The sequence below is a fragment of the Rhizobium leguminosarum genome (assembly GCF_002953715.1).
Taxonomy (GTDB): Bacteria; Pseudomonadota; Alphaproteobacteria; order Rhizobiales; family Rhizobiaceae; genus Rhizobium; species Rhizobium leguminosarum_V.
On record NZ_CP025015.1, the window covers coordinates 246,809 to 268,110 of the forward strand.

General features: G+C 55.4%; 19 protein-coding genes. 6 read left to right on the forward strand and 13 right to left on the reverse strand.

The window, feature by feature from the left end; genetic code table 11:
• Positions 1–167 precede the first annotated feature (167 nt).
• The 13 genes from CUJ84_RS33505 to nifH all read right to left on the reverse strand — a co-directional run bounded on the left by CUJ84_RS33505 (position 168) and on the right by nifH (position 15,088).
• The gene (locus tag CUJ84_RS33505; RefSeq protein WP_105009826.1) at positions 168–350 is read right to left on the reverse strand and encodes a hypothetical protein; all 183 of its coding nucleotides are present in this window, start codon (positions 348–350) and stop codon (positions 168–170) included.
• The gene (gene ccoP / locus CUJ84_RS33510) at positions 347–1,210 is read right to left on the reverse strand and encodes a cytochrome-c oxidase, cbb3-type subunit III (RefSeq protein WP_105009827.1); all 864 of its coding nucleotides are present in this window, start codon (positions 1,208–1,210) and stop codon (positions 347–349) included. Before ccoP ends, CUJ84_RS33505 begins: the two co-directional genes overlap by 4 nt.
• Position 1,211: 1 nt before the next feature.
• On the reverse strand, positions 1,212–1,364 hold the full coding sequence (locus CUJ84_RS33515) for a CcoQ/FixQ family Cbb3-type cytochrome c oxidase assembly chaperone (RefSeq protein WP_017969139.1): 153 nt from the start codon (positions 1,362–1,364) through the stop codon (positions 1,212–1,214).
• 8 nt (positions 1,365–1,372) lie between these two features.
• Positions 1,373–2,107: a cytochrome-c oxidase, cbb3-type subunit II gene (gene ccoO / locus CUJ84_RS33520; protein WP_105009828.1), complete on the reverse strand. Its 735-nt coding sequence runs from the start codon at positions 2,105–2,107 to the stop codon at positions 1,373–1,375.
• A gap of 8 nt (positions 2,108–2,115) precedes the next feature.
• A complete protein-coding gene (ccoN, locus tag CUJ84_RS33525; protein WP_105009829.1) occupies positions 2,116–3,738 on the reverse strand; it encodes a cytochrome-c oxidase, cbb3-type subunit I in 1,623 nt (540 codons plus the stop codon).
• 1,229 nt (positions 3,739–4,967) lie between these two features.
• Positions 4,968–6,068, reverse strand: coding sequence for an aspartate kinase (locus CUJ84_RS33530; protein WP_105009830.1), 1,101 nt, complete (start codon positions 6,066–6,068; stop codon positions 4,968–4,970).
• Complete coding sequence (locus CUJ84_RS33535) at positions 6,065–7,102, reverse strand: aspartate-semialdehyde dehydrogenase (RefSeq protein ID WP_105009831.1); 1,038 nt, start codon at positions 7,100–7,102, stop codon at positions 6,065–6,067. Before CUJ84_RS33535 ends, CUJ84_RS33530 begins: the two co-directional genes overlap by 4 nt.
• Before the next feature lie 328 nt (positions 7,103–7,430).
• The gene (gene fdxB / locus CUJ84_RS33540; protein WP_105009832.1) at positions 7,431–7,754 is read right to left on the reverse strand and encodes a ferredoxin III, nif-specific; all 324 of its coding nucleotides are present in this window, start codon (positions 7,752–7,754) and stop codon (positions 7,431–7,433) included.
• Between the two features lie 377 nt (positions 7,755–8,131).
• Entirely contained in the window at positions 8,132–9,451 is a 1,320-nt protein-coding gene (gene nifN / locus CUJ84_RS33550) for a nitrogenase iron-molybdenum cofactor biosynthesis protein NifN (protein ID WP_105009833.1), read from the reverse strand.
• A gap of 53 nt (positions 9,452–9,504) precedes the next feature.
• On the reverse strand, positions 9,505–10,926 hold the full coding sequence (gene nifE, locus CUJ84_RS33555) for a nitrogenase iron-molybdenum cofactor biosynthesis protein NifE (RefSeq protein ID WP_105009834.1): 1,422 nt from the start codon (positions 10,924–10,926) through the stop codon (positions 9,505–9,507).
• A 53-nt stretch (positions 10,927–10,979) separates the two neighbouring features.
• Positions 10,980–12,521, reverse strand: coding sequence for a nitrogenase molybdenum-iron protein subunit beta (gene nifK, locus CUJ84_RS33560; RefSeq protein ID WP_105009835.1), 1,542 nt, complete (start codon positions 12,519–12,521; stop codon positions 10,980–10,982).
• 97 nt (positions 12,522–12,618) lie between these two features.
• Positions 12,619–14,100, reverse strand: a complete 1,482-nt coding sequence (nifD, locus tag CUJ84_RS33565; protein WP_105009836.1) for a nitrogenase molybdenum-iron protein alpha chain — start codon at positions 14,098–14,100, stop codon at positions 12,619–12,621.
• Between the two features lie 94 nt (positions 14,101–14,194).
• Positions 14,195–15,088, reverse strand: a complete 894-nt coding sequence (gene nifH / locus CUJ84_RS33570; protein WP_105009837.1) for a nitrogenase iron protein — start codon at positions 15,086–15,088, stop codon at positions 14,195–14,197.
• Positions 15,089–16,124: 1,036 nt separating this feature from the next.
• Between nifH and CUJ84_RS33575 the strand changes: the two genes are divergently transcribed.
• The 6 genes from CUJ84_RS33575 to CUJ84_RS33595 all read left to right on the forward strand — a co-directional run bounded on the left by CUJ84_RS33575 (position 16,125) and on the right by CUJ84_RS33595 (position 21,284).
• Complete coding sequence (locus tag CUJ84_RS33575) at positions 16,125–16,577, forward strand: TlpA disulfide reductase family protein (protein ID WP_105009838.1); 453 nt, start codon at positions 16,125–16,127, stop codon at positions 16,575–16,577.
• A gap of 52 nt (positions 16,578–16,629) precedes the next feature.
• Entirely contained in the window at positions 16,630–16,794 is a 165-nt protein-coding gene (locus CUJ84_RS38140; RefSeq protein ID WP_158687003.1) for a hypothetical protein, read from the forward strand.
• Between the two features lie 227 nt (positions 16,795–17,021).
• Complete coding sequence (locus CUJ84_RS33580) at positions 17,022–17,618, forward strand: hypothetical protein (protein WP_105009839.1); 597 nt, start codon at positions 17,022–17,024, stop codon at positions 17,616–17,618.
• 452 nt (positions 17,619–18,070) lie between these two features.
• Positions 18,071–19,345: a diaminobutyrate--2-oxoglutarate transaminase gene (ectB, locus tag CUJ84_RS33585; RefSeq protein WP_105009840.1), complete on the forward strand. Its 1,275-nt coding sequence runs from the start codon at positions 18,071–18,073 to the stop codon at positions 19,343–19,345.
• Positions 19,346–19,892: 547 nt separating this feature from the next.
• The gene (locus CUJ84_RS33590; protein ID WP_105009841.1) at positions 19,893–20,594 is read left to right on the forward strand and encodes a hypothetical protein; all 702 of its coding nucleotides are present in this window, start codon (positions 19,893–19,895) and stop codon (positions 20,592–20,594) included.
• A gap of 480 nt (positions 20,595–21,074) precedes the next feature.
• On the forward strand, positions 21,075–21,284 hold the full coding sequence (locus CUJ84_RS33595; protein WP_245457661.1) for a helix-turn-helix domain-containing protein: 210 nt from the start codon (positions 21,075–21,077) through the stop codon (positions 21,282–21,284).
• Positions 21,285–21,302: the final 18 nt, after the last annotated feature.

Here is a 21,302-nt window from a genome sequence, read left to right on the forward strand (position 1 = left end):
CGATTTCACCTGCCGTTGTCCCATCTGCGGCGCATCCGTCCTTGATGCAGATCAAGAGCGAAGCCCTTCCAGGGAAAGGAAAACGCCACGCCCTTGAGAGAGGGGGGCGCGGACTGGAGGAACTGTGGGCAACAACCAACGCTGGGACGTCCTTAACAATTGTAGAGTTAGCGGCTTGTCTGCTCGTGGTCGTTGAGGCAGGTCAATCTGCCGATCTTTGCCGGGTCGTCCTGATCGGACGGTGGCGGCTTGGCCTTGGCGTCGACACCCCGCGATCCTATCGTGGCGCGCGGTGTGCCGTAGAGGCCGAGGATCGGTTGTGGCCGTGAGTTGCATGCTTTTCTCCTCACGTCCCGCCGCCGAGAGAATGCACGAAAATGGTAAGTTCCTTGACCGTCGTATCGCCGAGACGCCCTGCCCAGGCAGGCATGACGCCATGCTTGGGAGCGGCCACCTGACGGATGATCGCATCCTCGCCGCGTGCCTTCAGCCATATCGCATCGGCGAGATCCGGCGCGCCCATGTCGGCCTTTCCTTTGGCGTCGTCGCCGTGACATGCGGCACAGTTATCGACGAAGACCTGTTTTCCGGCCTCTGCGAGACCGGGGTCCGACGGTGTATTGGTCAGTCCCCAGACGTAAGCCGCGACCTGCCTTGTCTGGAGGGGATCCAGAACATCGGCAAACGGCGGCATCTCGGAAGCATGAGTGTCCGTATCCCCGTCGAAGCGAATCCCATGCGCGATCGTCGCCTGGATGGCATCCAGGTCTCCGCCCCACAGCCAATCGTCGTCGTTGAGGTTCGGAAATCCCGGGCCGCCGCTTGCTCCCGAGCCATGGCACGGCGCGCAGTTCACCTTGAATGCAGATGCGCCGCCGGCGATCGCAAATTCGCGAAGGGCAGAATCGGAATCGATCTCGCGCACCGTCTTGGCGGCGATCAGATCATGAAGCGTCGTCTGCGATGCCTTGGCCTGATCCAGGTTCTGCTGCAGCTCGGCGCGGCTGGAAAAGCCCAGCATGCCCTTCGTGGCGTCGGTAATCATCGGGATGGCGGGATAGGCGATCGCATAGCCCAAAGCCCAGACAATGGTGGCGTAGAAGGTCCACACCCACCAGCGGGGCATCGGATTGTTGAGTTCGCGGATGCCGTCCCATTCATGTCCGGTCGTTTCGACGCCGCTAAATTCATCGATATGTTTTTCCGACATCTCAATCATCCTTCAGGGGAATATCGGCGGCCTCTTTCGCCGTCTGCTTGCTGCCTGGGCGAAGGGTGAACACAACGACGCCGACGAAGAATGCCGCCATTGCCAGGAGGCCCCAGCTGTCGGCGAAGTGTCTCATTGCAGTGTAGGTTTCCATGGATCACCTCATCGGTAGCCGGTCGCGTCGTCGTAGGTCGAAAAATCGACCAACGTTCCGAGCATCTGCAGGTAGGACACCAGGGCATCCATTTCGGTCAGCGCAGCAGGATCGCCGTCAAAATCGCCGGTCTTCGCCTTCGGATAGCGGGCAAGCAGCGCCGTCGTATCTGCGTTCGGATCGGCTTGGGCCTTCATGTCGGCCTCTGCGTTCGCCAGCATGTCGTCGTTATAAGGCACGCCCACATCCTCGTTGGCCTTCAGGTCCATTACCACGTCCTTGACCGTCACCCTCTGTTCTTTGAGGAAGGCGTAACTCGGCATGATCGACTCCGGCACGACTGCCCGTGGATCCGCGAGATGCTGGACATGCCATTCGTTGGAGTAGCGTGCGCCGACACGGGCCAGATCCGGCCCTGTTCGCTTGGATCCCCACTGGAAAGGATGATCGTACATGGACTCGGCTGCGAGCGAGTAATGGCCGTAACGTTCGACCTCGTCGCGGAACGGCCTGATCATCTGGCTGTGGCAGAGATAGCAGCCTTCGCGGATGTAGATGTTTCGTCCGGCCAGCTCGAGCGGCGTATACGGCCGCATGCCTTCCACTTTTTCAATCGTGTTCTGCAGGTAGAACAGCGGTGCGATTTCGACGATGCCGCCGATGCTCACGACGAGCAGCGAGCCGACGAGAAGAAGCGTCGCGTTCTTCTCGAGGATCTGATGTTTATCTAGTATCGATGCCATGTCTCACCTCATTCGGCAGGCTGTGGTTGGGGCACGAAAGTGGTTGGGATTGCAGCTTCGTCGCGCAGATGGCCGCGGATCGTCATAAACACGTTCCAGGCCATGACGAGACCGCCCGCCAGGTAAAGCGTTCCGCCGACCGCGCGCAGCACGTAGTAGGGGAACATCGCCGCGACCGTCTCCGCGAAGGAGTAGACGAGGAAGCCCTGGGAATTGTATTCGCGCCACATCAGCCCCTGCTGGATGCCGGCAACCCAAAGCACGGCGGCGTAGACGACGATCCCGAGGGTTGCGAGCCAGAAGTGCCAGTTGACCATCCGCAGGCTGTAGAGACGCTCGCGTCCCCATAGCTTCGGCGTCAGGTAGTAGATCGCCCCGAAGGTGATCATTCCCACCCAGCCGAGAGCGCCGGAATGCACGTGGCCGATCGTCCATTCGGTATAGTGACTGAGCGAATTGACGGTTTTCACCGACATCATCGGGCCTTCGAAGGTCGACATCCCGTAAAAGGCGATGGCGACGATCATCATACGGATGATCGGATCGGTGCGGATCTTGTCCCAGGCGCCTGAAAGGGTCATGAGACCGTTGATCATGCCGCCCCAGGAGGGCATCCAGAGCATTATCGAGAAAACCATGCCGAGCGTCTGAGCCCAGTCGGGCAGTGCCGTGTAGTGCAGATGATGCGGGCCGGCCCAGATATACATGAAGATCAGCGCCCAGAAGTGGATGATCGAGAGCCGGTATGAATAGACGGGTCGGTTGGCCTGCTTCGGCACAAAGTAGTACATCATGCCCAGGAAGCCGGCGGTGAGGAAGAAGCCGACGGCGTTGTGGCCGTACCACCATTGGGTCAGTGCGTCCTGGACGCCCGAGAAGACAGAATAGCTCTTGGAGCCAAGGAACGAGGCCGGAACCGCCAGGTTGTTGACCACGTGCAGCATCGCGATGGTGACGATGAAGGCAAGATAGAACCAGTTTGCCACATAGATATGCGGCTCTTTGCGCTTCAGGATCGTTCCAAGATACACAGCGAGATAGGCGACCCAGACGATGGTCAGCCAGAGGTCGACGTACCACTCTGGTTCGGCATATTCACGGCCTTGAGTGATTCCGAGAACGTATCCAGTCGCAGCCATCACGATAAAGAGCTGGTAGCCCCAGAATACGAACCAGGCCAGGCTACCGCCGAAAAGACGCGCGCGACAGGTGCGTTGCACCACGTAGAACGACGTCATGATTAGCGCGTTGCCGCCGAAGGCGAAGATGACCGCCGACGTATGAACGGGCCGCAGCCTCCCGAAATTGAGATAAGGGGCGATGTTGAGGTCAGGAAAGGCCAGTTGCAGCGCAATGACCACGCCAACCAGGAAGCCGACCACGCCCCAAAACACCGTGGCGATCAAGCCATACCGGATCACCTCGTCGAAGTAGCCTGATATATCGACTTTCCGCCGTTGGCCTGCCGGCGAAAAGTCAACCTTCGTGACCATCAGCACAGCCCCCACGGCGAGGCAGAAACAAAGTATGCCCATATGGACCGCAAAGAGATGATCATGCGCGAATGCGGCTAGTAGCAGCGCTAGAAACGCCGCGACCGCGATCACCATCGTTTCCGTTGTGTAATTCATGATGTCGTCCCCAGTACGCCGACGACCGCGTCGCGGCCGTCTTTCTCGCCAGGACTGTCACGAAGCCGCAAATTGCTCCTTGATCCACATCAACGAGAGGGCGGGAAGATGGGACGGCGCTACGATTATAATACGAGGGGTCGTTAGTCGTTGGCACATTCCGACTGTCCTACCGTCACGAAGGGTGTTTTAGGTTCGATCTCGCGTTTTCATGGTGGATCAGTTCTCTGGATTGGCGGAACGCGTTATGGGCCAGGTGCTATACACGAGCGCACGACGACAGATGCAGCCCATCAAACAATGTCAGAGTTTGCTGACGCGCTATAGGATCAACCTGAGGAAGGTGGCCGGAAGAAAAATTATGCTCTTGGCCGACATGCCGTAGGAAACGCCGAATTTAAGGCGCTGCACCTTGAGGTGAGATGTCCAGAAGGAGGGCTAAGGAAATCGTTGCTAACATCGGCTGGGATAAGTGTTTCGAGCGGCAACTTGTCGACGGCGTGCAAGCCCGGCGTATAATCGATGAAGCACGAGCCGATTGGAAGCAAGCTGCGCGCTTCGCTCGATCGTGTCAGAAACGCCGCTACGGGTGAGCGGCATTCTTGTCCCTCCCTATGTTGGTTGTCTGGCCAAAAGGGGGCCGTCCAACACCTGGTTCGCCAAGATAGGTGGAAGTCCGATTCGATCAGAGCGTTCCGCCGGGAGCGTTCTCCTCCCGTCGTACAAGGGTTGCGCGAGTCGTCGGGGCTGGAAGGTGCGCCGAAGACCAACCCCAATGTCATCCCATGGGGGGCTAGTCGTATGCCACCGCAGCGCGGACTGCCGCCGGACCCATCAATAACCGCGAATGCGATCTCAATACTGCGCGATGGGTCTGGCGACCAGCAAGCGCTTCATGATCGAGCCGGAGCCAGACAACCATATGCTGGCGCACCGGAGTCGAAGGCTATCAACTTCAGCCGCATTGGACTGCCTCGTCTTCAATAACGGGAAAGAGCCGATCCGGAACCTACAACCCTATCCGTATTCACCGGTCGCGTCTGTCCGCACCCTATCCCTGCGATGAAGACTGCATGTTGAACTCGACGATGTGCCGGGGTTATCAGAGCGGTGGAACAGGCGATCGCCGCTAGCGATCACCTGGCTACCAAGTCGAAGCATCCCTGGGCCGATGGCCAGATCAAGCGATTTCGCCGCCGCCTCCATTCGGACGTCGCCTGTGGCGCTGTTTAGTCGTTCTCTATCACAAGATCGCCAATGGCTGCAGGATGCATTTGTTCGTGGATGTTTTGCGCATGTGCTATGGCACTCTCGTAGTCAACGTGAAGGTGGACGCGCGACATTGCGCCATTGAGCTCGGTCACCACGACCTTTGATCCGATGGCGACGGCGCGCGTGCCAGCCGGTGCGACAAGGCGCATCGCGAAATCGATGTCGGTTATGATGCAAAGGCAGGGCCTGCCGTCCTCTTCAAAGCATATCGAGCTAATATCGTGTTGATCAAGAAGGACACAGAGAGCATCGCGTTCTGCAACACTCGCGACAGCTAATACTGCTGTGTCGCGTGCTACTGTCACGGATCCGGAGTATCCGTGGCCTGTGATGACCGTGCCCGTCGCCGCTCCGTTATTAGTCAGTGCTTTGCACACTATGGTGACTGCGTGCTTATTAGCATAATCCACTGCCCTATGGTGCAGCACCTTTGCGCCCTGCCGCGACATCTGCGCGATTGTCCCATACCCAATCTTCGGGATTAATCGTGCCCCTGGTACAAGGTGAGGATCTGCCGTGTAGACGCCCTTAACATCTGAATATATTGCGCACGCTTGCTCTCCCAACATAGCGGCGATCACGACAGCAGTCTGATCGGAGCTGTTTCTGCCGAGAAACGTTAGTCTGCCCGACTGATCAATTGCCTGACCACCCGCGGCAATGACCATGTCATGCTCCTGAAGTGCAGCCCTGATTGGCTGAGGATCGACGCTTTCTACCGACGCCCGACCGAAGTCTGAGTTTGTGCGTATCCCGAGGACATAGCCGTTCAACGACGTTACGGGAATCCCAAGGCGACTGACTGCAGCATCCAACAGGCACGCACTCAGCATCTCGCCGATAGCAAGCGTCGCATCGAGATTCGATGGCGTTGCTTCCCTATTGACGCCAAGCACGGTTGATTTCAGCTCGTCGGTCATTCCAGACATTGCGCTGACCACGGCAACTATCTTGCTTCCTCCTTCAGCTCGCAGCTCAGCTAAATGCCGAGCAACTCGGGCATAATGAGAAGGATCTCGAAAACTCGAGCCCCCGAATTTGACAATAGTCGTCTTCATGATTCACCGATCAAATTTTTGGCGATCGCAAGCTGTGCGATGAGGAGTGCGTTGAGTGCCGCCCCAACCTGAATGTTGTCGGCTACCACCCACATCCACAGACCGCGCGGATTCTCGGGATTAACTCGGACCCGTCCGACGTGAACATCTGCAGGATCTCCCAGATAGCGCGGCGTTGGATATCCGTCGCGAATTTCGTCAGCATAAAGTCGAACACCTGGTTCATTTGCCAGGATCTCACGGACCTGTTCTAGTCGAACATGATCGTCGAACTCGACGTATACCGCCTCGGAATGGCCCGTCTTTACCGGCACTCTAACGCAGGTGGCGGTTAACTGAAGATGAGGCATACCGAAGATCTTCCGTGACTCTTGAACCAGCTTGCGTTCCTCAAGAGCCACGCCTTGGCGGGAAATCTCTCCGATCTGAGGTATGACATTGAATGCAAGAGGGACAGGGAAACTCTCCGCAGCGGGTCCGGTGCTCCCCTCGAGCCAGGCTTCGGCACCGTCTTCTAGCTCGCTAATCCCGCGCAGGCCAACTCCTGACGCGGCTTGATAGGTAGTTAAAAGAATCTGGTGAACACCGAACGTCGCTATCAACGGTCGCAGTGCTCGAACTAGCTGTATCGTGGAGCAATTTGGATTTGCTACTAGTCCAGACGGTGGACGAACCGTTAGTGAGCACGCGTTAACTTGTGGTACGATGAGGGGTACGTCAGGCGTCATTCGAAAGGCATTCGAGTTATCAATCACCAAGGCTCCTTGGGATGCGAACCGGGGGCCCCATACGGCGCTGACGTCGTCGCCTGCAGAGAAGAATGCAAGGTCAGTTTTGATATCACCGATATCGCCGATGTCGCGGAGTGCCTCAACTAAGTATGTTTGGTCTCGAAACTTAAGTTGACGCGCACTCGAACTGGAGGCGAACAGCCTCAGTCGATCGATCGCAATCTCGCTTTTTTCCAATAACTGGATCAGGGCCGTTCCGACCGCCCCGGTTGCTCCAACGACAGAAATATCTAATGGTCTCATGAGTACCTCATTTAGACGCTCGTGGTTGGATCTTGCTTTCAAATTTCGAAGCTCGCTTCGGCCGCCCAAGGATGTAACCGGAAGGCTGTCGTCGCGGCTTAATGCACAGTTCAATGCCTCCTCTCTTCAGATCGTTCGAGTTTCGACCTGGTGTTTGCTGTGATGATTGCCTCCGAACGGCAGATTGGATGCCCAGAAAGAGCTTCGCATCGCATGGCTGGATTTGCTTTCGCGCTAAGCTGCCATGCCGCCTTCTGCACGTCTTCGAACCGATGCAATTGTCCCACACTGTGAATAGCGTCGGCGGCTTCTACCGCTCCGAATGGAATCAAGATTCGTGCACCGCACGATGATCAACGGCAACATGAGTCTGGCAGTTCTTGGGACAGACGCGGGCGCACGCTCCGCAGCCGATACAGCGGCCGGGATAATCAATGACCATGATCACGCGACTGAGCTCACCATTAAAGTCGTCCTCGCCATCGCAGGCACCGAGCATGTCACCTGCTTCATCGATGCCGTAGGGATGCATGACCTCGCGTGAGCAGACCTTGAAGCAGCGACCGCAGCCAATGCACATCGCAGGGTTGATCGAATTCAGATATTCCGGCATCCATGTGGACCCGTCGCGAGTCGCGCATGAGCTTGTCATAGATTCCTCCATTTTAGCGAGTTCTGCCGATGACAAATGTGACCGCCGAAGACCCGCCGATTGCCAGACAAACGCGAGTTGGCAGCTGTCTAACGCCGCGATTTTTGCCCAGCGCAGTCCTCACCTTCGCTTCTATGTCTTTCGATCTTTTCGGAGATATTCTCGACCCCTGACGCTTCACGAAGGTCCACGTGTCGCTTGTCTTGTCGCAGATGGAAAATAGTCTGGCCGATGCAAACCGCGCTGTCAGTCCCTTCATATCTTGCGCGACGATCGCAATTCGCAGAGCGCCTGCCGGCAGTTTCGGCCGCTGTTGCTGGAGTCTCCCATTGAAGAGACGAATTGATCTCATTTGCGATTCCCGCCTGTCGGTTGGGTCAACTGGACCGTGGGTTCGGAGGGTGGTTGGCCTGAATGATGTTTGCGAGGTCAAAGATCACATCGCGGGTTCCCCGGTATAATATTGTAAGCTTGTGCTGGCTGCCGACGCGGTCGAACATTGGGAAACCCACCCGCATCAGCGGAACGCCGAGCCGTTTGGCAGCTTCTCGGCCGTGCGAGTGTGTGGCGATAAGATCGGCCGTTGCGGCGAGACTTTCCAGATCACTGAGATCACCGACTTTGACGGTCTTCGCCGGTACCATCTCGAGTGCCTTCGAAGTACCGGTCGTAGTGACCGCGGCCGCAATTTCCGCACCCATGGCAGTAAAAAGATTGGAGAACTGGAAAAGCTGATCCGGCTCGGAGGCGATTGCGATCTTCTTGCCTGCCATATGGAAATGTCCGTCGAGCATCGCATCCTGCAGCTGCATTCGATTGCGGCGGACGTTGAGCGGCGCCTGTTTCCGTGACAGAGCGGCAAGCACGCGAATAAAGCGATCGACGTTCTCTAGGCCCGTTAGCGATCTAAACAGCACGTACGGGACGCCGGTCAGTCTCTGCAGCGCTTCAGCCGGTCGCCGCATATGCTCACCGATTGCGATACACTGCATCGCCGTACCGAGATCGCGGATTTCCTTAACTTTCGTGCCGCCATACGTGGTCGGCATCCATTCTTCAGGGATGGACCCGTCGAGCGCACCTGATACATCGGGCAGGATAACCGGATCGAGTCCGAAGCTTACGGCCGTCTCGCGCAAATGTTCAATATCAGCAACTGTTAAGTTGCAGCCAGGCAAGATAACGATCTTCCCCGGGTCACGATACTGCTTGTCAGGTCGTGTTATTGCCTCGATCATGGCGGCAACAGCTTTAGACCAACCCTCCTCTATGGCGCCATCAAAGTCCGGCGTGTTGGCGACGACCACTTCGGTCCCGATAAGTTCTATCGCCCGCCTGCGTTTGATGTTTTCGACGTCACCGGCGACATCCTCGTCGCGGGCCTCGACCGATGCGGTCGTGCATATTCCGATCAGTCGGGGCCTTGTGCGGGTTTTGAGGTTGAGAATTGCCTCTTCGAGACGATCCGGGCCGCCGACGATTGTCGCGACTTCGTTCATCGCCGTCGTTTGCAGCAGGATCGCTTCATTGAAATGCCTCACGAGCAGTGCGAGCGCGAAGCTCGTACATCCCTGGCTGCCGTGGAGCAGAGGTATTGCGCCGTCAATGCCCAGAAAGGCGAAGGCAGCACCAAGCGGCTGCGACGACTTCAGGGGGTTGACCGCCGCCGACTTGGTTTGAGATACGACGCGTGCCATAGTACGACCTCAACATTCTTTGCGAGTGATCTCGCGGTTTTGGTTCGACGCGCTTACGCTTCTCTTTTCGCTCGCTTTTCAACGACCACGGCCGGCTCCCATGGCGCCGGCGCGCGCACCTGCGGCCACATCGGATTGTGGATTGCCAGGTCAATTTGTCGAGCAAGTTGCACCATTCCCTCATAGCCAGCGTAAGCGTGATGACGCTCCTGGTTAATGTCGAGCCAAGGTAGTTTAGCCTTTAAAGCTATATACTGGGTGCGTCCGCCCGAAAGCATGATGTCAGCCTTTCTCTCGAGTAGAAGCGAGAAAAGCTCGCGCGGCGACATTGACTCGAATAGGAGGTTCTCCTCCTTCAGGGTCTGTTTGACTCGCTCTTTATCTTCGAGTGTCGATTTCTTGACTGATGTACCGACGATCTCGATGCCGATCTCCATCAGGGCATGGACGAGCGACCAGGATTTCACGCCGCCTGTATTTAGAAGCACGCGCTTGCCCTCGAGGCGAGGTCGGTAGGGTTCCAGCCTCGCCCACACCTTTTCCTCTTCTTCCGCTACAAGGATTTCCGTGCGGTGCAAAAGCGAGGGGTCGGCACCCTTCTTTACAAGCAGATCCGCGATCCGCCGGAGCGCCTCCGAGGTGCCGGAAATGCCATAAAAGGAGCCCTCGAAAAATGGAATGTCCCAGCGTTCCTGCATCTTACGTGCCAAAGCAACGAACGCTGTCGAACACACCGTCATCGCTGCGCGTGAACGGTGGGCGGAGGCGACTTGCAGGTATCGCGCGTCTCCGGGGATACAGGCGTGGACGCGGATGCCAAGCTTATCCAAGAGCGGCTTCACCAGCCAGAACTCACCCGAGAGGTTAAATTCGCCAAGTATGTTGATGTCGCAAAGGCCGGGTTCATCGGGCTCCACGGTACCAATGACATGCTTGAGTAGCGCCTCGCCCGCTAGCTTGTTGCCGAGGTTCTTAGATCCGACAAAGCCTGGCGCATTGACCGGCACCACCGGTAAGGCAAATTCGTCCGCCGCTCGCTTGCAAACAACCTCGATGTCGTCACCGATCATCGCCGTAACGCAGGTTGAATAGACGAAGATTGCCGCGGGCGCATACCCCTCCTTGATTTCCCGGATCGCTCTAAAGAGCTTCTGTTCGCTGTGTCCCATCACAATGTCGATTTCCGTAAGATCAGTCGTGAAGCTCGTGCGCCAAAGTGTTGGACCTGACGAGGCAGCGCCGCGGTTGTCCCAGGAATTTCCCTCGCAGGCGAGCGGTCCGTGAATCAGATGTGCGACATCGGTGATCGGCTGCAGTGCGATCTTGGCGCCGTCGAAAGCGCAACCGCCGACGGCCGTTCCCGGGGCCATTGGCCTCGCGCAATTCCTTCGGCGTGCCTTAGGGTCCTTGCTGCCGCTCCTCTCGCTCGCGAGCTCATGGAAGGCATCTTTGATTTTGGCGTTGAGCGAGGCCATTCGTCTGCCTTCATGCTGGGTTTAGAGATAGGCCGTTTGGGAGACCGCCGCTCTTAGCGAGTGAGGTCATACGAATAGTCCGTCACACCCGCGTGCATTGTTTCGCGATCGAGGTTGTCGAAGATCTTGTCGAGGATCGCCGTTAAAAGACGCAGTCCGCCCTGGTAGCCCATGAGGGGGAATCGATGATGATGGTGCCGGTCGAAAATTGGAAACATCAGCCGAACCAGTGGGGTACCGGTGTCCCGTTCGAGATACTTCCCATAAGAATTTCCGATCAGGAGATCCACCGGCTCGGTGAAAAGTAGCGAGCGCAGTGCCCAGAGATCTTTGCCTGGCCAAACCTGTGCATTCTTCCCGAAGGGCGAGGATGCGAGGAGTTCCTTCATCTCGTCCTCCCAAGCCGAGGTGCCATTTGTGGCGAGGCAGTGGGTTGGCTCGCCGCCGGTCTCCATGATGAAGCGTGCCATCGCATAAACGAAATCTGGATCGCCGTAGATCGCGTATTTTTTTCCGTATAGCCAAGCTTGGCTGTCCGCCATCGCATCGATGAGTCGGCCGCGCTCCAGGCGGATCGCCTCGGGAATTTCTCTCCTGGAAATCTCCGATATCACCATCAGAAGTTCGTCGGTAGCTTGGACGCCGAGAGGGTAGTGGAAGGAGGTAGCCACTTGTCCAACGTCTCTGCAATAGTCCAGCGTCTTGCGAGTGTTGTAATGCTGCAGGGACAATGTCCACTCCGCGTTCAACGCCGCCTTCACGTCATTAATTTTGGTCCCGCCGTCATACATCCGAAATTCGCCATCGGAAGGCGTATCGAACTGATCTGATGCATCCTGGATGAACAGGTAAGTCACTTGCATCAAGTCAAGCAGGCGTTTTAATTCGCGATTGTTCCCAACGCAGAAGCCATCAAATCCAGGAATGATGTTGATAGAAGCGGTGGCTTCACTTCGCGCGGCGCCCTTCCAGAAATTCTCCAGCACACCTTTTACCATGCTGTCGTAGCCATCGACATGGCTGCCGACAAAGGCTGGTGTGTGGGCGAAGGGGACATCGAAATCGCGCGGGACCGAACCTTCACTTTTGGCGTTTTCGATAAAACCATGCAGGTCATCTCCGATGACCTCTGCCATACAGGTGGTCGACACCGCGATCATCTTCGGGTTATAGAGCTTGTAGGTGTTGGCGAGACCGTCGACCATATTTTTCAAGCCGCCAAATACAGCCGCGTCTTCCGTCATCGATGACGAGACCACCGATGACGGCTCTTTGAAATGGCGAGATAGGTGCGATCTGTAGTAGGCTACACAACCTTGGCTGCCATGGACGAACGACATCGTTCGCTCGAATCCCGCCGCTGCAAAAACCGCGCCGAGTGGCTGGCAGGCTTTGGCTGGATTAACCACAAGAGCTTGGCGGGCCAAGTTTTTTTCGCGATATTCCCAGGTCTTCGTGAATTCACGTTGGTCAGAGACGACCTGGTCCGGGTGTGGGCATTCGAATTTCAGCTTTTTTTTGGCCAACATCTGCCTGTATTCCGGCTCGCAGAATAGGGGTGCGTGGTCGAGAGTTTTCTCAGCTGATTGCGGCATAGGGTCACCTCTTTCGTTCTGACCGCGGCTCAAAGGCGGTGCAGAAACCTTCGTCGCTTAAGGCCTTGCGCGCGTTTCCGCGCGAATCGTTACGTTCTCACCCAGCATCCGCCGCCCAAGCGGGGTCCTTCCAGGGAGCGTCGTAAAGAGCCCAAACTGGATTATTGATTGCCATATCCATGTCCCGGGCGAAAATCGCGAAGCCGTCATAACCGTGATAAGGACCAGAATAGTCCCAGGAGTGCATCTGGCGGAATGGAATGCCCATTTTCTGCACCGGGTATTTTTCTTTAACGCCGGACCCGACGAGATCGGGCCGAATTCCCTCAATGAATTTCTCTAGTTCATAGCCAGTCACATCGTCGTAGATCAGCGTGCCTTCTTTTACGTAATGGCCGGTGCGCTGATAGTCGTCGCCGTGACCGAATTCGTAGCCTGTTCCTACGATTTCCATACCGAGGTCCTCATAGGCGGTGACGACGTGACGAGGACGCAATCCGCCAACGTAGAGCATTACCCTTTTGCCAGAGAGGCGCGGCGAGTATTTGTTGATTACGTTTGAGACGAATGGCTGGTATCTGGCTATCACCTTTTCGGTTTTTTCTTCGATTTCCGGCCCAAAATGCTTGGCTATGTTGCGGAGCGAGGCATCAATCTGGGACGGACCGAAGAAATTATACTCCATCCAAGGAATGCCGTATTTTTCCTCCATATGCCTGGAGATGTAATTCATCGACCGATAGCAGTGAATGAGGTTGAGCGTCGCTCTCGGCGCGCGCTCCACTTCTGCGAGAGTGGCATCTCCCGACCAGTTGCCGACCACGCGCAATCCGATTTCCTCGAGCAGGATGCGTGAGGCCCATGCATCCCCGCCAATGTTATAGTCGCCAATCACATTTACGTCGTTGGGACCTGACGCGAATTGTATGTCTTTCTTGTCGAAGACCCAATCTCGAATTGCGTCGTTGGCGATGTGGTGGCCAAGCGATTGCGACACGCCACGGAACCCTTCGCAGCGTACCGGAACAACGGTCGTCGCGTGTTCTTTGGCCTTTTTTCGCGCTACGGCCTCAATATCGTCGCCAATCAGACCGATCGGACATTCTGATTGCAGGGTGACGCCATTGCTTAGCGGGAAAAGGTCAGCGATCTCATCGATGACCTTTTCCAGTTTCTTGTCACCACCGAAAACGATATCCTTTTCCTGGAAATCGGATGTAAATTGCATAGTCACGAACGTGTCGATGCCTGTCAGACCGACGTAATAGTTGCGACGTTGCGACCAGGAATATTGACCGCAGCCCACAGGCCCGTGTGAAATGTGAACCATATCCTTGATTGGTCCCCAGACGACACCTTTCGAACCGGCGTAAGCGCAGCCGCGGATCGTCATCACGCCTGGAACAGACTTTATGTTCGACTTTACCTCGCATTCGCTGGTCGCGTTTGCGTTCTTTTCGCTCGTTGCAACGCTAAGATGCTTACTGCGGCGCTTTGCTGCTTTGTCCGGATATTGCGACAGCACATCCGCTATAAGCTTCGCATGTAAATCACTGTCATTGGCGTATTTGAAGGTCATTGACCCAACCCCTTGGAAAATCCGGATGAAGGCTCATTGGCGAAACCATCCCTCACGGGATGGCTGCCGCTTTTGCGCGCTCGCGCCAGTGAGATCACTGGGCAGCTTTCAACTTGGCATCCCTGGCTTGAAGTTCGGCAAGCATCTGCTCGTCGGTCTTCATGATCCCGAAATCAAGAAGCATGTCTTCAAGTTCTTCCATGGTGATGGGGGTCGGGATGGTGCCTTTGCCAGAATTGTCATGTATTCTTTGGGCAAGTGTCCGGTACTCGGCCGCTTGCTGAGAGTCCGGCGCATATTGGATCACCGTCATCTTTCTAAGCTCGGCGTGTTGGACAATGTTGTCGCGTGGCACGAAATGGATGAGTTTGGAATTGAGTTTGGCAGCCAGTGCTTCGGCGAGGTCGATTTCGCGGTCGGTCTGACGCTCGTTACAAATGAGGCCACCCAGGCGCACGCTGCCGCCTGCAGCATATTTCAGGATGCCTCTGGCGATATTGTTGGCGGCATAGAGTGCCATCATTTCGCCGGACATGACGATGTAGATTTCCTGAGCTTTGTTTTCACGGATCGGCATCGCGAAGCCGCCGCACACAACGTCACCGAGCACGTCATAGGACACGTAGTCGACATCGTTGTAGGCGCCGTTCTCTTCGAGAAAGTTGATCGAGGTGATAACGCCGCGTCCTGCGCAACCGACGCCTGGCTCCGGACCGCCAGACTCCACGCATTTGATCCCTTTATAGCCGACCTTGAGCACGTCTTCGAGTTCAAGGTCTTCAACCGAACCTCTCGTTGCTGCGAGATCGAGGACCGTATCTTGGGCCTTCGAGTTCAAGATCAGGCGCGTAGAATCAGCCTTGGGATCACAGCCGACGATGAGGATCTTCTGGCCATGGTCTACAAGGGCGGCCAGCGTGTTTTGGGACGTAGTGGACTTGCCAATTCCGCCTTTTCCATAGAATGCGATCTGACGCAGAGCTGCCATGCTTGGCGTTCCTTCATGTGTTCGAAGCAATTTGGTTATCCTGCAACGCGGATGCTGCGGCCGTTCCGCTGCCTCGCAATAGCTCTCAAGATTCGTGCCAAGCAGGCCGATTGAGCTGACGAACAACAATTTGCTGCGATTCCAGTTATGTGGGCGCGAAAGTGCGGGCTTGAGGAAGAGAACTCCTGTCACATAGCCGACAAAGGTGATGCCAATGTCGTAATTTAATTGTCACACGCTGAAGGGCTGGTGAGTGGTGGTGGCCCTTTGTGCAAGATCCGCCCCAATTGACAGGATGTCTCATTTATCCATATTTAGCTTCTAGGGCTATTGTTCGAACAGCCTATATCCAATCACCAGACCGGCCGTAACGGATTCTGATCGCTTCCCGCATGAGTTGTCTTCGGTGGATATTGATGATGATCATGCCTCGCTTCGACCGAGCGACGCACTTGATCAGGATGACGTGACTGACGCGGCGTCTGGTGCCCACAAAGGGTAAACGTCCTGCTCTGCTGTCCATCATGATAGTGGCAGTGACGTCAACGAAGCTCTTGCCCCTCCACACGCAATCATGACAATTAGATGACGAAGAGGCACCACTTTCTGACAACACGTCGTGTGGCGCGGTCCTATTGAGCACGGATCTGTTCGAATGGGCTTCAGCGTGTCATCCATCCTTCCAAGTGGCTTGCTTTTCTTCAATCACCAGCCCCGTAATTTTCGAGGCCTACGTCGAGTACCTTACTTCCCCCGTCAGAGATCGTAATTGGCAAATTCTAAATGGCCTAATTATTTGGGGTACGTCACAAGTCGCGGCATTGTCGCTACCTTTGTCGGTTACGTGACAGGCGTTCATGTTCTCAATCCCGTATTGTAACGGCCACATCGCTGGAATGGTTGCAAATTATTGTTCGCCAGCTCAATCGGCCTGCTTGGCACGAATCTTGAAAGCTATTGCGAGGCGGCGGAACGGCCGACACATCCGCGTTGCGGAATAGCCGCGTTGGTTTGAACATGTGAAGGAACACAAAGCATGACTGACCTTAGGATAGGAGATCCAGCTCCCTCAATCAGTGATCTACACTGGGTTCGTGGCGGGCCTCTCGACACCTTTCAGCCCGGCAAAGTTTACATCTTCGTGTTTCTGACAACCACCTGCGGAAGTTGTGTTGAAATAGTGCCCTATCTCGTACAGCTGCAGGAGAACTACCGCGAGAAAGGTCTTGAGGTTATTGGCGTCGTATATAAAAGCTCTGCATCGGCGGCTGAGGGTCGAGTCTATGTGAATGCGTGGCTGAACCAAAACTGCCCAAATGTGAATTTCAGAGTAGCAGTCGATTTCACAGGAGAGATTCTCAGGCTCTGGATGGATCCGACGGATTTTGGGGCTCCGGCCTCTTTCATTCTCGACCGCGGCGGGAAGGTCGCCTCTATCGACCCGATGGACCTCGATGACGTTGTGCTGAAAGTGCTTGGCGGAAGCTAACTCAAGCCCACGCGGTATAGGCGCAAGCTGAGGGCCAACCGAAGGCATCCCATTGATCGATCTTTCCGCCGATGTTGGTTCTGAAACACAGTGGAGTGCAGATATGGCTATTGCATACTGGCTCTTCAGCTCTCCGTCGATTAAAGCGCAGGACTGGCTGCGTGGCAATCTTATCTCGGCCCTCCAGCCCGGCAAAATATACATCCTCGGTTTTTGAGACGCCATACGGTCCTGCATACCGGCACGGCCCCGCCTGGCGCAAGTGCAGGAGAAATACAGAACATGGGCTCGAGGTCATCATAGGCGTTGCAACAGATGAGGAAGCTGCGACGGCTGACGGCTAGAGCTCACCCACCTGTACATGTGGCTAACGGCAAAGTTCCCTCATTTTGACGCAGCTGGCGCACCAGCGAGGAAGCGAACGATCTGACGACGGAGAACGAGATGGATGTCGCTGAACAATCATTGATCGGTCTCATCTGGGCCGCGATAGAGGCGAAGGATTGGAAGACGGCACTTTCGTTACTAGAAGATGGCATCAGTGTTATGCCGGACAGCCTCTACCTATTCCAGTTATATGCAGACATGTTGATTGACGAATTGCAAGACATGGAGGCCGGCTGCCTGATGCTACGCAAATTTGTCCGCCTTGCAATTGAGAAGGACTCAAAAGACTGGCTTCTTGGAGCGATGCATCAACTCTTTGACTCATCGCATGACTACTCGCGATTTCCATTTGGTGAACGCTTATCGATGGGCAAGGCGCTCTCCGAGCACATCCTGACACTGTGCCAGTGGGAAAATGCCCACTCAAGAGCCGAATATTATCAGGCCATGGCCTACTTCTTCCATGAGATCGGCAACAACGTCGTGGCAGTGGAGTTGTTCGAAATGACTGTGACTTTGGTAAAGGGGTTGCCCATCCAAGACGAACTGAAGCAGCTAGCGCGATTGCTGAAGACACTAAAGCGTGTCGCATTTATTCAGCCTCATAAGAAGTTTCGACATTCGGTGACCGAGAAGAGGCCACCACGCCGATAGTTTTGACAGATTGTAGAGGCTGGCAAAGGCAAGCCGTGGTCACTTCTGTGCAGGCGACGAACCGCGATCGATAAACATCGACTGAATGCTTCGGTCAACCCCTCCTTTGCCGATTCAAAGTGATCACAGCAAAAAGATAAACGACTCGCACATGAGTTCCGCGCGCCACAAGCGGTCAACCGTGCATAGGAGACACGATGTACGACATTGTCACGACAATTTGCGGGCTCAGCGACATGCCTGCTTCTCTCAGTCCCGTATTTGGGCGTCTAAATAGCTGACATAGCAGAGATTAATATGCGTCGACTACAAAGAAGCAAACTGGCACGAAACTTGAAAGAAATGGACCGGACAACGAAAGTTGCCAGGTCATAACCGTTGAGCCAAGCCGGAATATTGAAACTTGGCTGTGACACGAGACCGAAATTGCAGCGGTCAAAAGGAGTAAGATCGTGTTCGCTGACAACAACTCCAACTCGCTTTATCTTTTCGAAAACCTCGAATCGAACGTCAGGTCGTATTCGCGATCCTTTCCTACTGTATTTAGGAGCGCCCGCGGAGCCATTCTCGAGGACGAGAAGGGTTGCAAATACATCGACTTTCTCTGCGGCGCGGGCGCTCTCAACTACGGTCACAACGATCCCGGGTTGATAAATGCCATGGTGGAATACGCGAAATCGAGTGGAATAATCCATGGATTGGACATGGCTACGTCAGCCAAACGAGAGTTTATGGAGTGTTTTGATGCGACAATTTTGCGCCCACGTGGTTTGAAATATAAATTTCAGTTTCCCGGTCCGACCGGCGCCAATGCCGTGGAGGCTGCTTTAAAGCTCGCACGCAAAGTCACTGGACGGCATAACATAATTTCATTCACCAACGGCTTTCATGGAGTGAGCCTGGGCGCGCTTGCGGTGACGGGTAATCGTTACTACCGCGATGCGGCAGGCCTTCCTCCAGCCGGCGCCGTATTTATGCCCTATGACGGCTACTTCGGGCCTGAAAGAGACACGTCGGAGTACCTGGACAAAGTGCTTTCGGATGCAAGCAGTGGCATAGATCTGCCAGCAGCCATCATTTTGGAAACCGTTCAAGGCGAGGGGGGCATAAACGTCGCGGGCGAGAAGTGGCTGCGGTCGGTTGAGCGACTTTGCAGAAAGAACGACATTCTCCTCATCGTTGATGACATTCAAGCAGGATGTGGAAGAACGGGCAGTTTCTTCAGCTTTGAGTTCGCCGGTATATCGCCCGACATAATCGTTCTATCGAAGTCGCTGAGTGGCATTGGGCTGCCGCTGTCCCTTTTGCTGCTCAAGCCCGAGTTGGACGTATGGCAGCCGGCAGAGCACATCGGGACGTTCCGAGGCAACAACCTTGCGCTCGTGACAGCGACGCGCGCTTTGAGGAAGTTCTGGGCGAATGAAAATCTGTCTGACGATGTCATGGAAAAAGGAAGCATCATGAGCGAGCGCCTGCGGCAGATCGCGCAAAGCACTCAAAATCACAATCTATCCGTCCGCGGAAGAGGCCTGATGCTGGCGCTCGACTGCGCTACAGGCAACCTGGCCGAAAGGGTCGTTCGCAAAGCCTTTGATGAGGGGCTTGTGGTAGAGAGATGCGGTGCAGAGGACCAAGTTATCAAGTTTCTTCCACCTCTGACGATCGATGCGCAAACGCTTCAACGTGGTCTGGACATTCTGGACCTGTCTGTCCACGCGAGCGTCTGACTCTAAAAGCCGAAAATAGGACAGAGGCTCAATGCAGGGTCAGCGGGACATGAACTTCCTTCGAAAACGCGTTGGCGTACGGTCGCGGAAACTGATGTTACTGAGTGGCGGACTTGAAGCAGAAGATGCTCATCGCCGGCGGCGGCGCCTCGCAACCCTAATGTTGAACGTAAAGGCCCAGGAAGGCCCTGCATCTCGCCACGGTGGATGAAGAGCTCCAACTCGTGGCTTAGTCGAAAACCGCTTGTGCTTCACTCAAATTCAGGAGGTAACGATGAGCGAAGCTGTTGGCTTTTATATTGCTCACCAGATGACCGTTGCCAATCTCCCAAGTAGCGAAGCTCGAATATATTCGCCGTTGGCTGCAAAGAAGGTAGACAACGCAGCGGAGATTGGACTGCCGGTGAGTATAGGCCGTAGACGGCGGCGGCATGCGTGTCCGATTACGCCGCAATGCCAGCGGGGTAACCAAACAGACGACTCATCTGTTGGACGAAATGCCCTCTAGCGATCTCCGCCGCAAACCCTGGTGGAATAGGAGAGTGACATGCACGGAAACGTGACGACGCTCGATGTATCAAAATATATCTGCGCAACAAACGAGTTGGCACGCCGATCCGGTCTCAGCATTACGATGGGCGAAGACTTTGAGGAATATGTGGGGATCACTAGCAAACTTCCCGGAAAGCGGCCCACGTATCCAAACTTCCGTCCAGACTGTTCCGATCTTTTACCTGGGAAGGCTTTTTGGATTGTCGGGCGAGACAGGGAAGGAACCGTGGCACATGTCCAAGCAATGCGCGTCGACGATCTACTTGACACGAACCTTGCAGAGCACCTCGAGTCGCTAAAATCCTGCTTCAAGGATCCTGACTTGAAAGCGGGACAGGACTCCTCATGTCGCTGCTATGCTCCGAGCGCTCGAGGAATAACCGGCGTTGTCGCATATCGTGGCGACCTGTGGCTGCGGGAAGACTTTAGGGGCCGCGGGCTCATGAGTTATATTGGTCACATCGCATTCGGATTGGCATGGGCTAAATGGGCGCCTGATTTCATTTATTCGCTGGTTGCCGACTGGTATGTGGCAAAAGGGGTCCTTGGTCGTTCTGGTTACGTGAACCGAGAGCAGCATGGGTCGGTCCTGCGCCTGGATGCCGAGGGCATCGATGATGATGATTGGCTTCTTTGGATGACGCGAGACCAAGTGCTGCAAATGATTTCGTCCACTTTGGAGACTGACAACCGCTAATTTGTCTGTGGTACGTGGCCGCGCTCGGCGCTCGGTTTGCCCCCAAAGCGACAGTCACCTTATTGATGTGCGTTCCCGGTCGTAAAGGCATCTATCAAGACCAAGGCAATCCTTAGGGGGTCGAGGTCATCAAGCATGACCTTATCCCATGGTTTATCAGTCGGCGAACGCAATTGTTGCCTGCTTGCTTGTGGCCCAGAAGGATCGGGCTTTCCTCCCGCCGAATAATTGACTGGGCACCGGGCCAAACCATGCCGCGAGGTGGGCCTGCTGTAGAGTTTGTCTACTTCAAAACACGACGCTGTTGGCCTGCCTCCATGCTTTTATGCCGTAACCAGTTGAAAAGTAAATGGCAAATTCGTCTGAGGCTCGTTCGACGCTGTTGGCACGATATTCGCAACGAAAGAAGCGGCGACGTCAACAGGCACTTTCTATGGCGTCCCTCAATCGGAGGAACGAATCGAGATGGATAAGGGTGGCATGGAGTGTGTTCCTAGCCTCTCTCCACGCGAGAAAGAATGTCTCCTGTGGATAGCGCAAGGAAAGACATCGTGGGAAATGGCCGTGATCATGGGGATTTCTGAAAATACGGTCGCTTTTCATGTGAAGAACTGCCTACGAAAATTGGATGTTCGAACCAGAACGGCCGCCGTTGCGACGGCAACACGATTCGGACTCCTGGAGCTATAGCGAGCACTACTTTAGCAT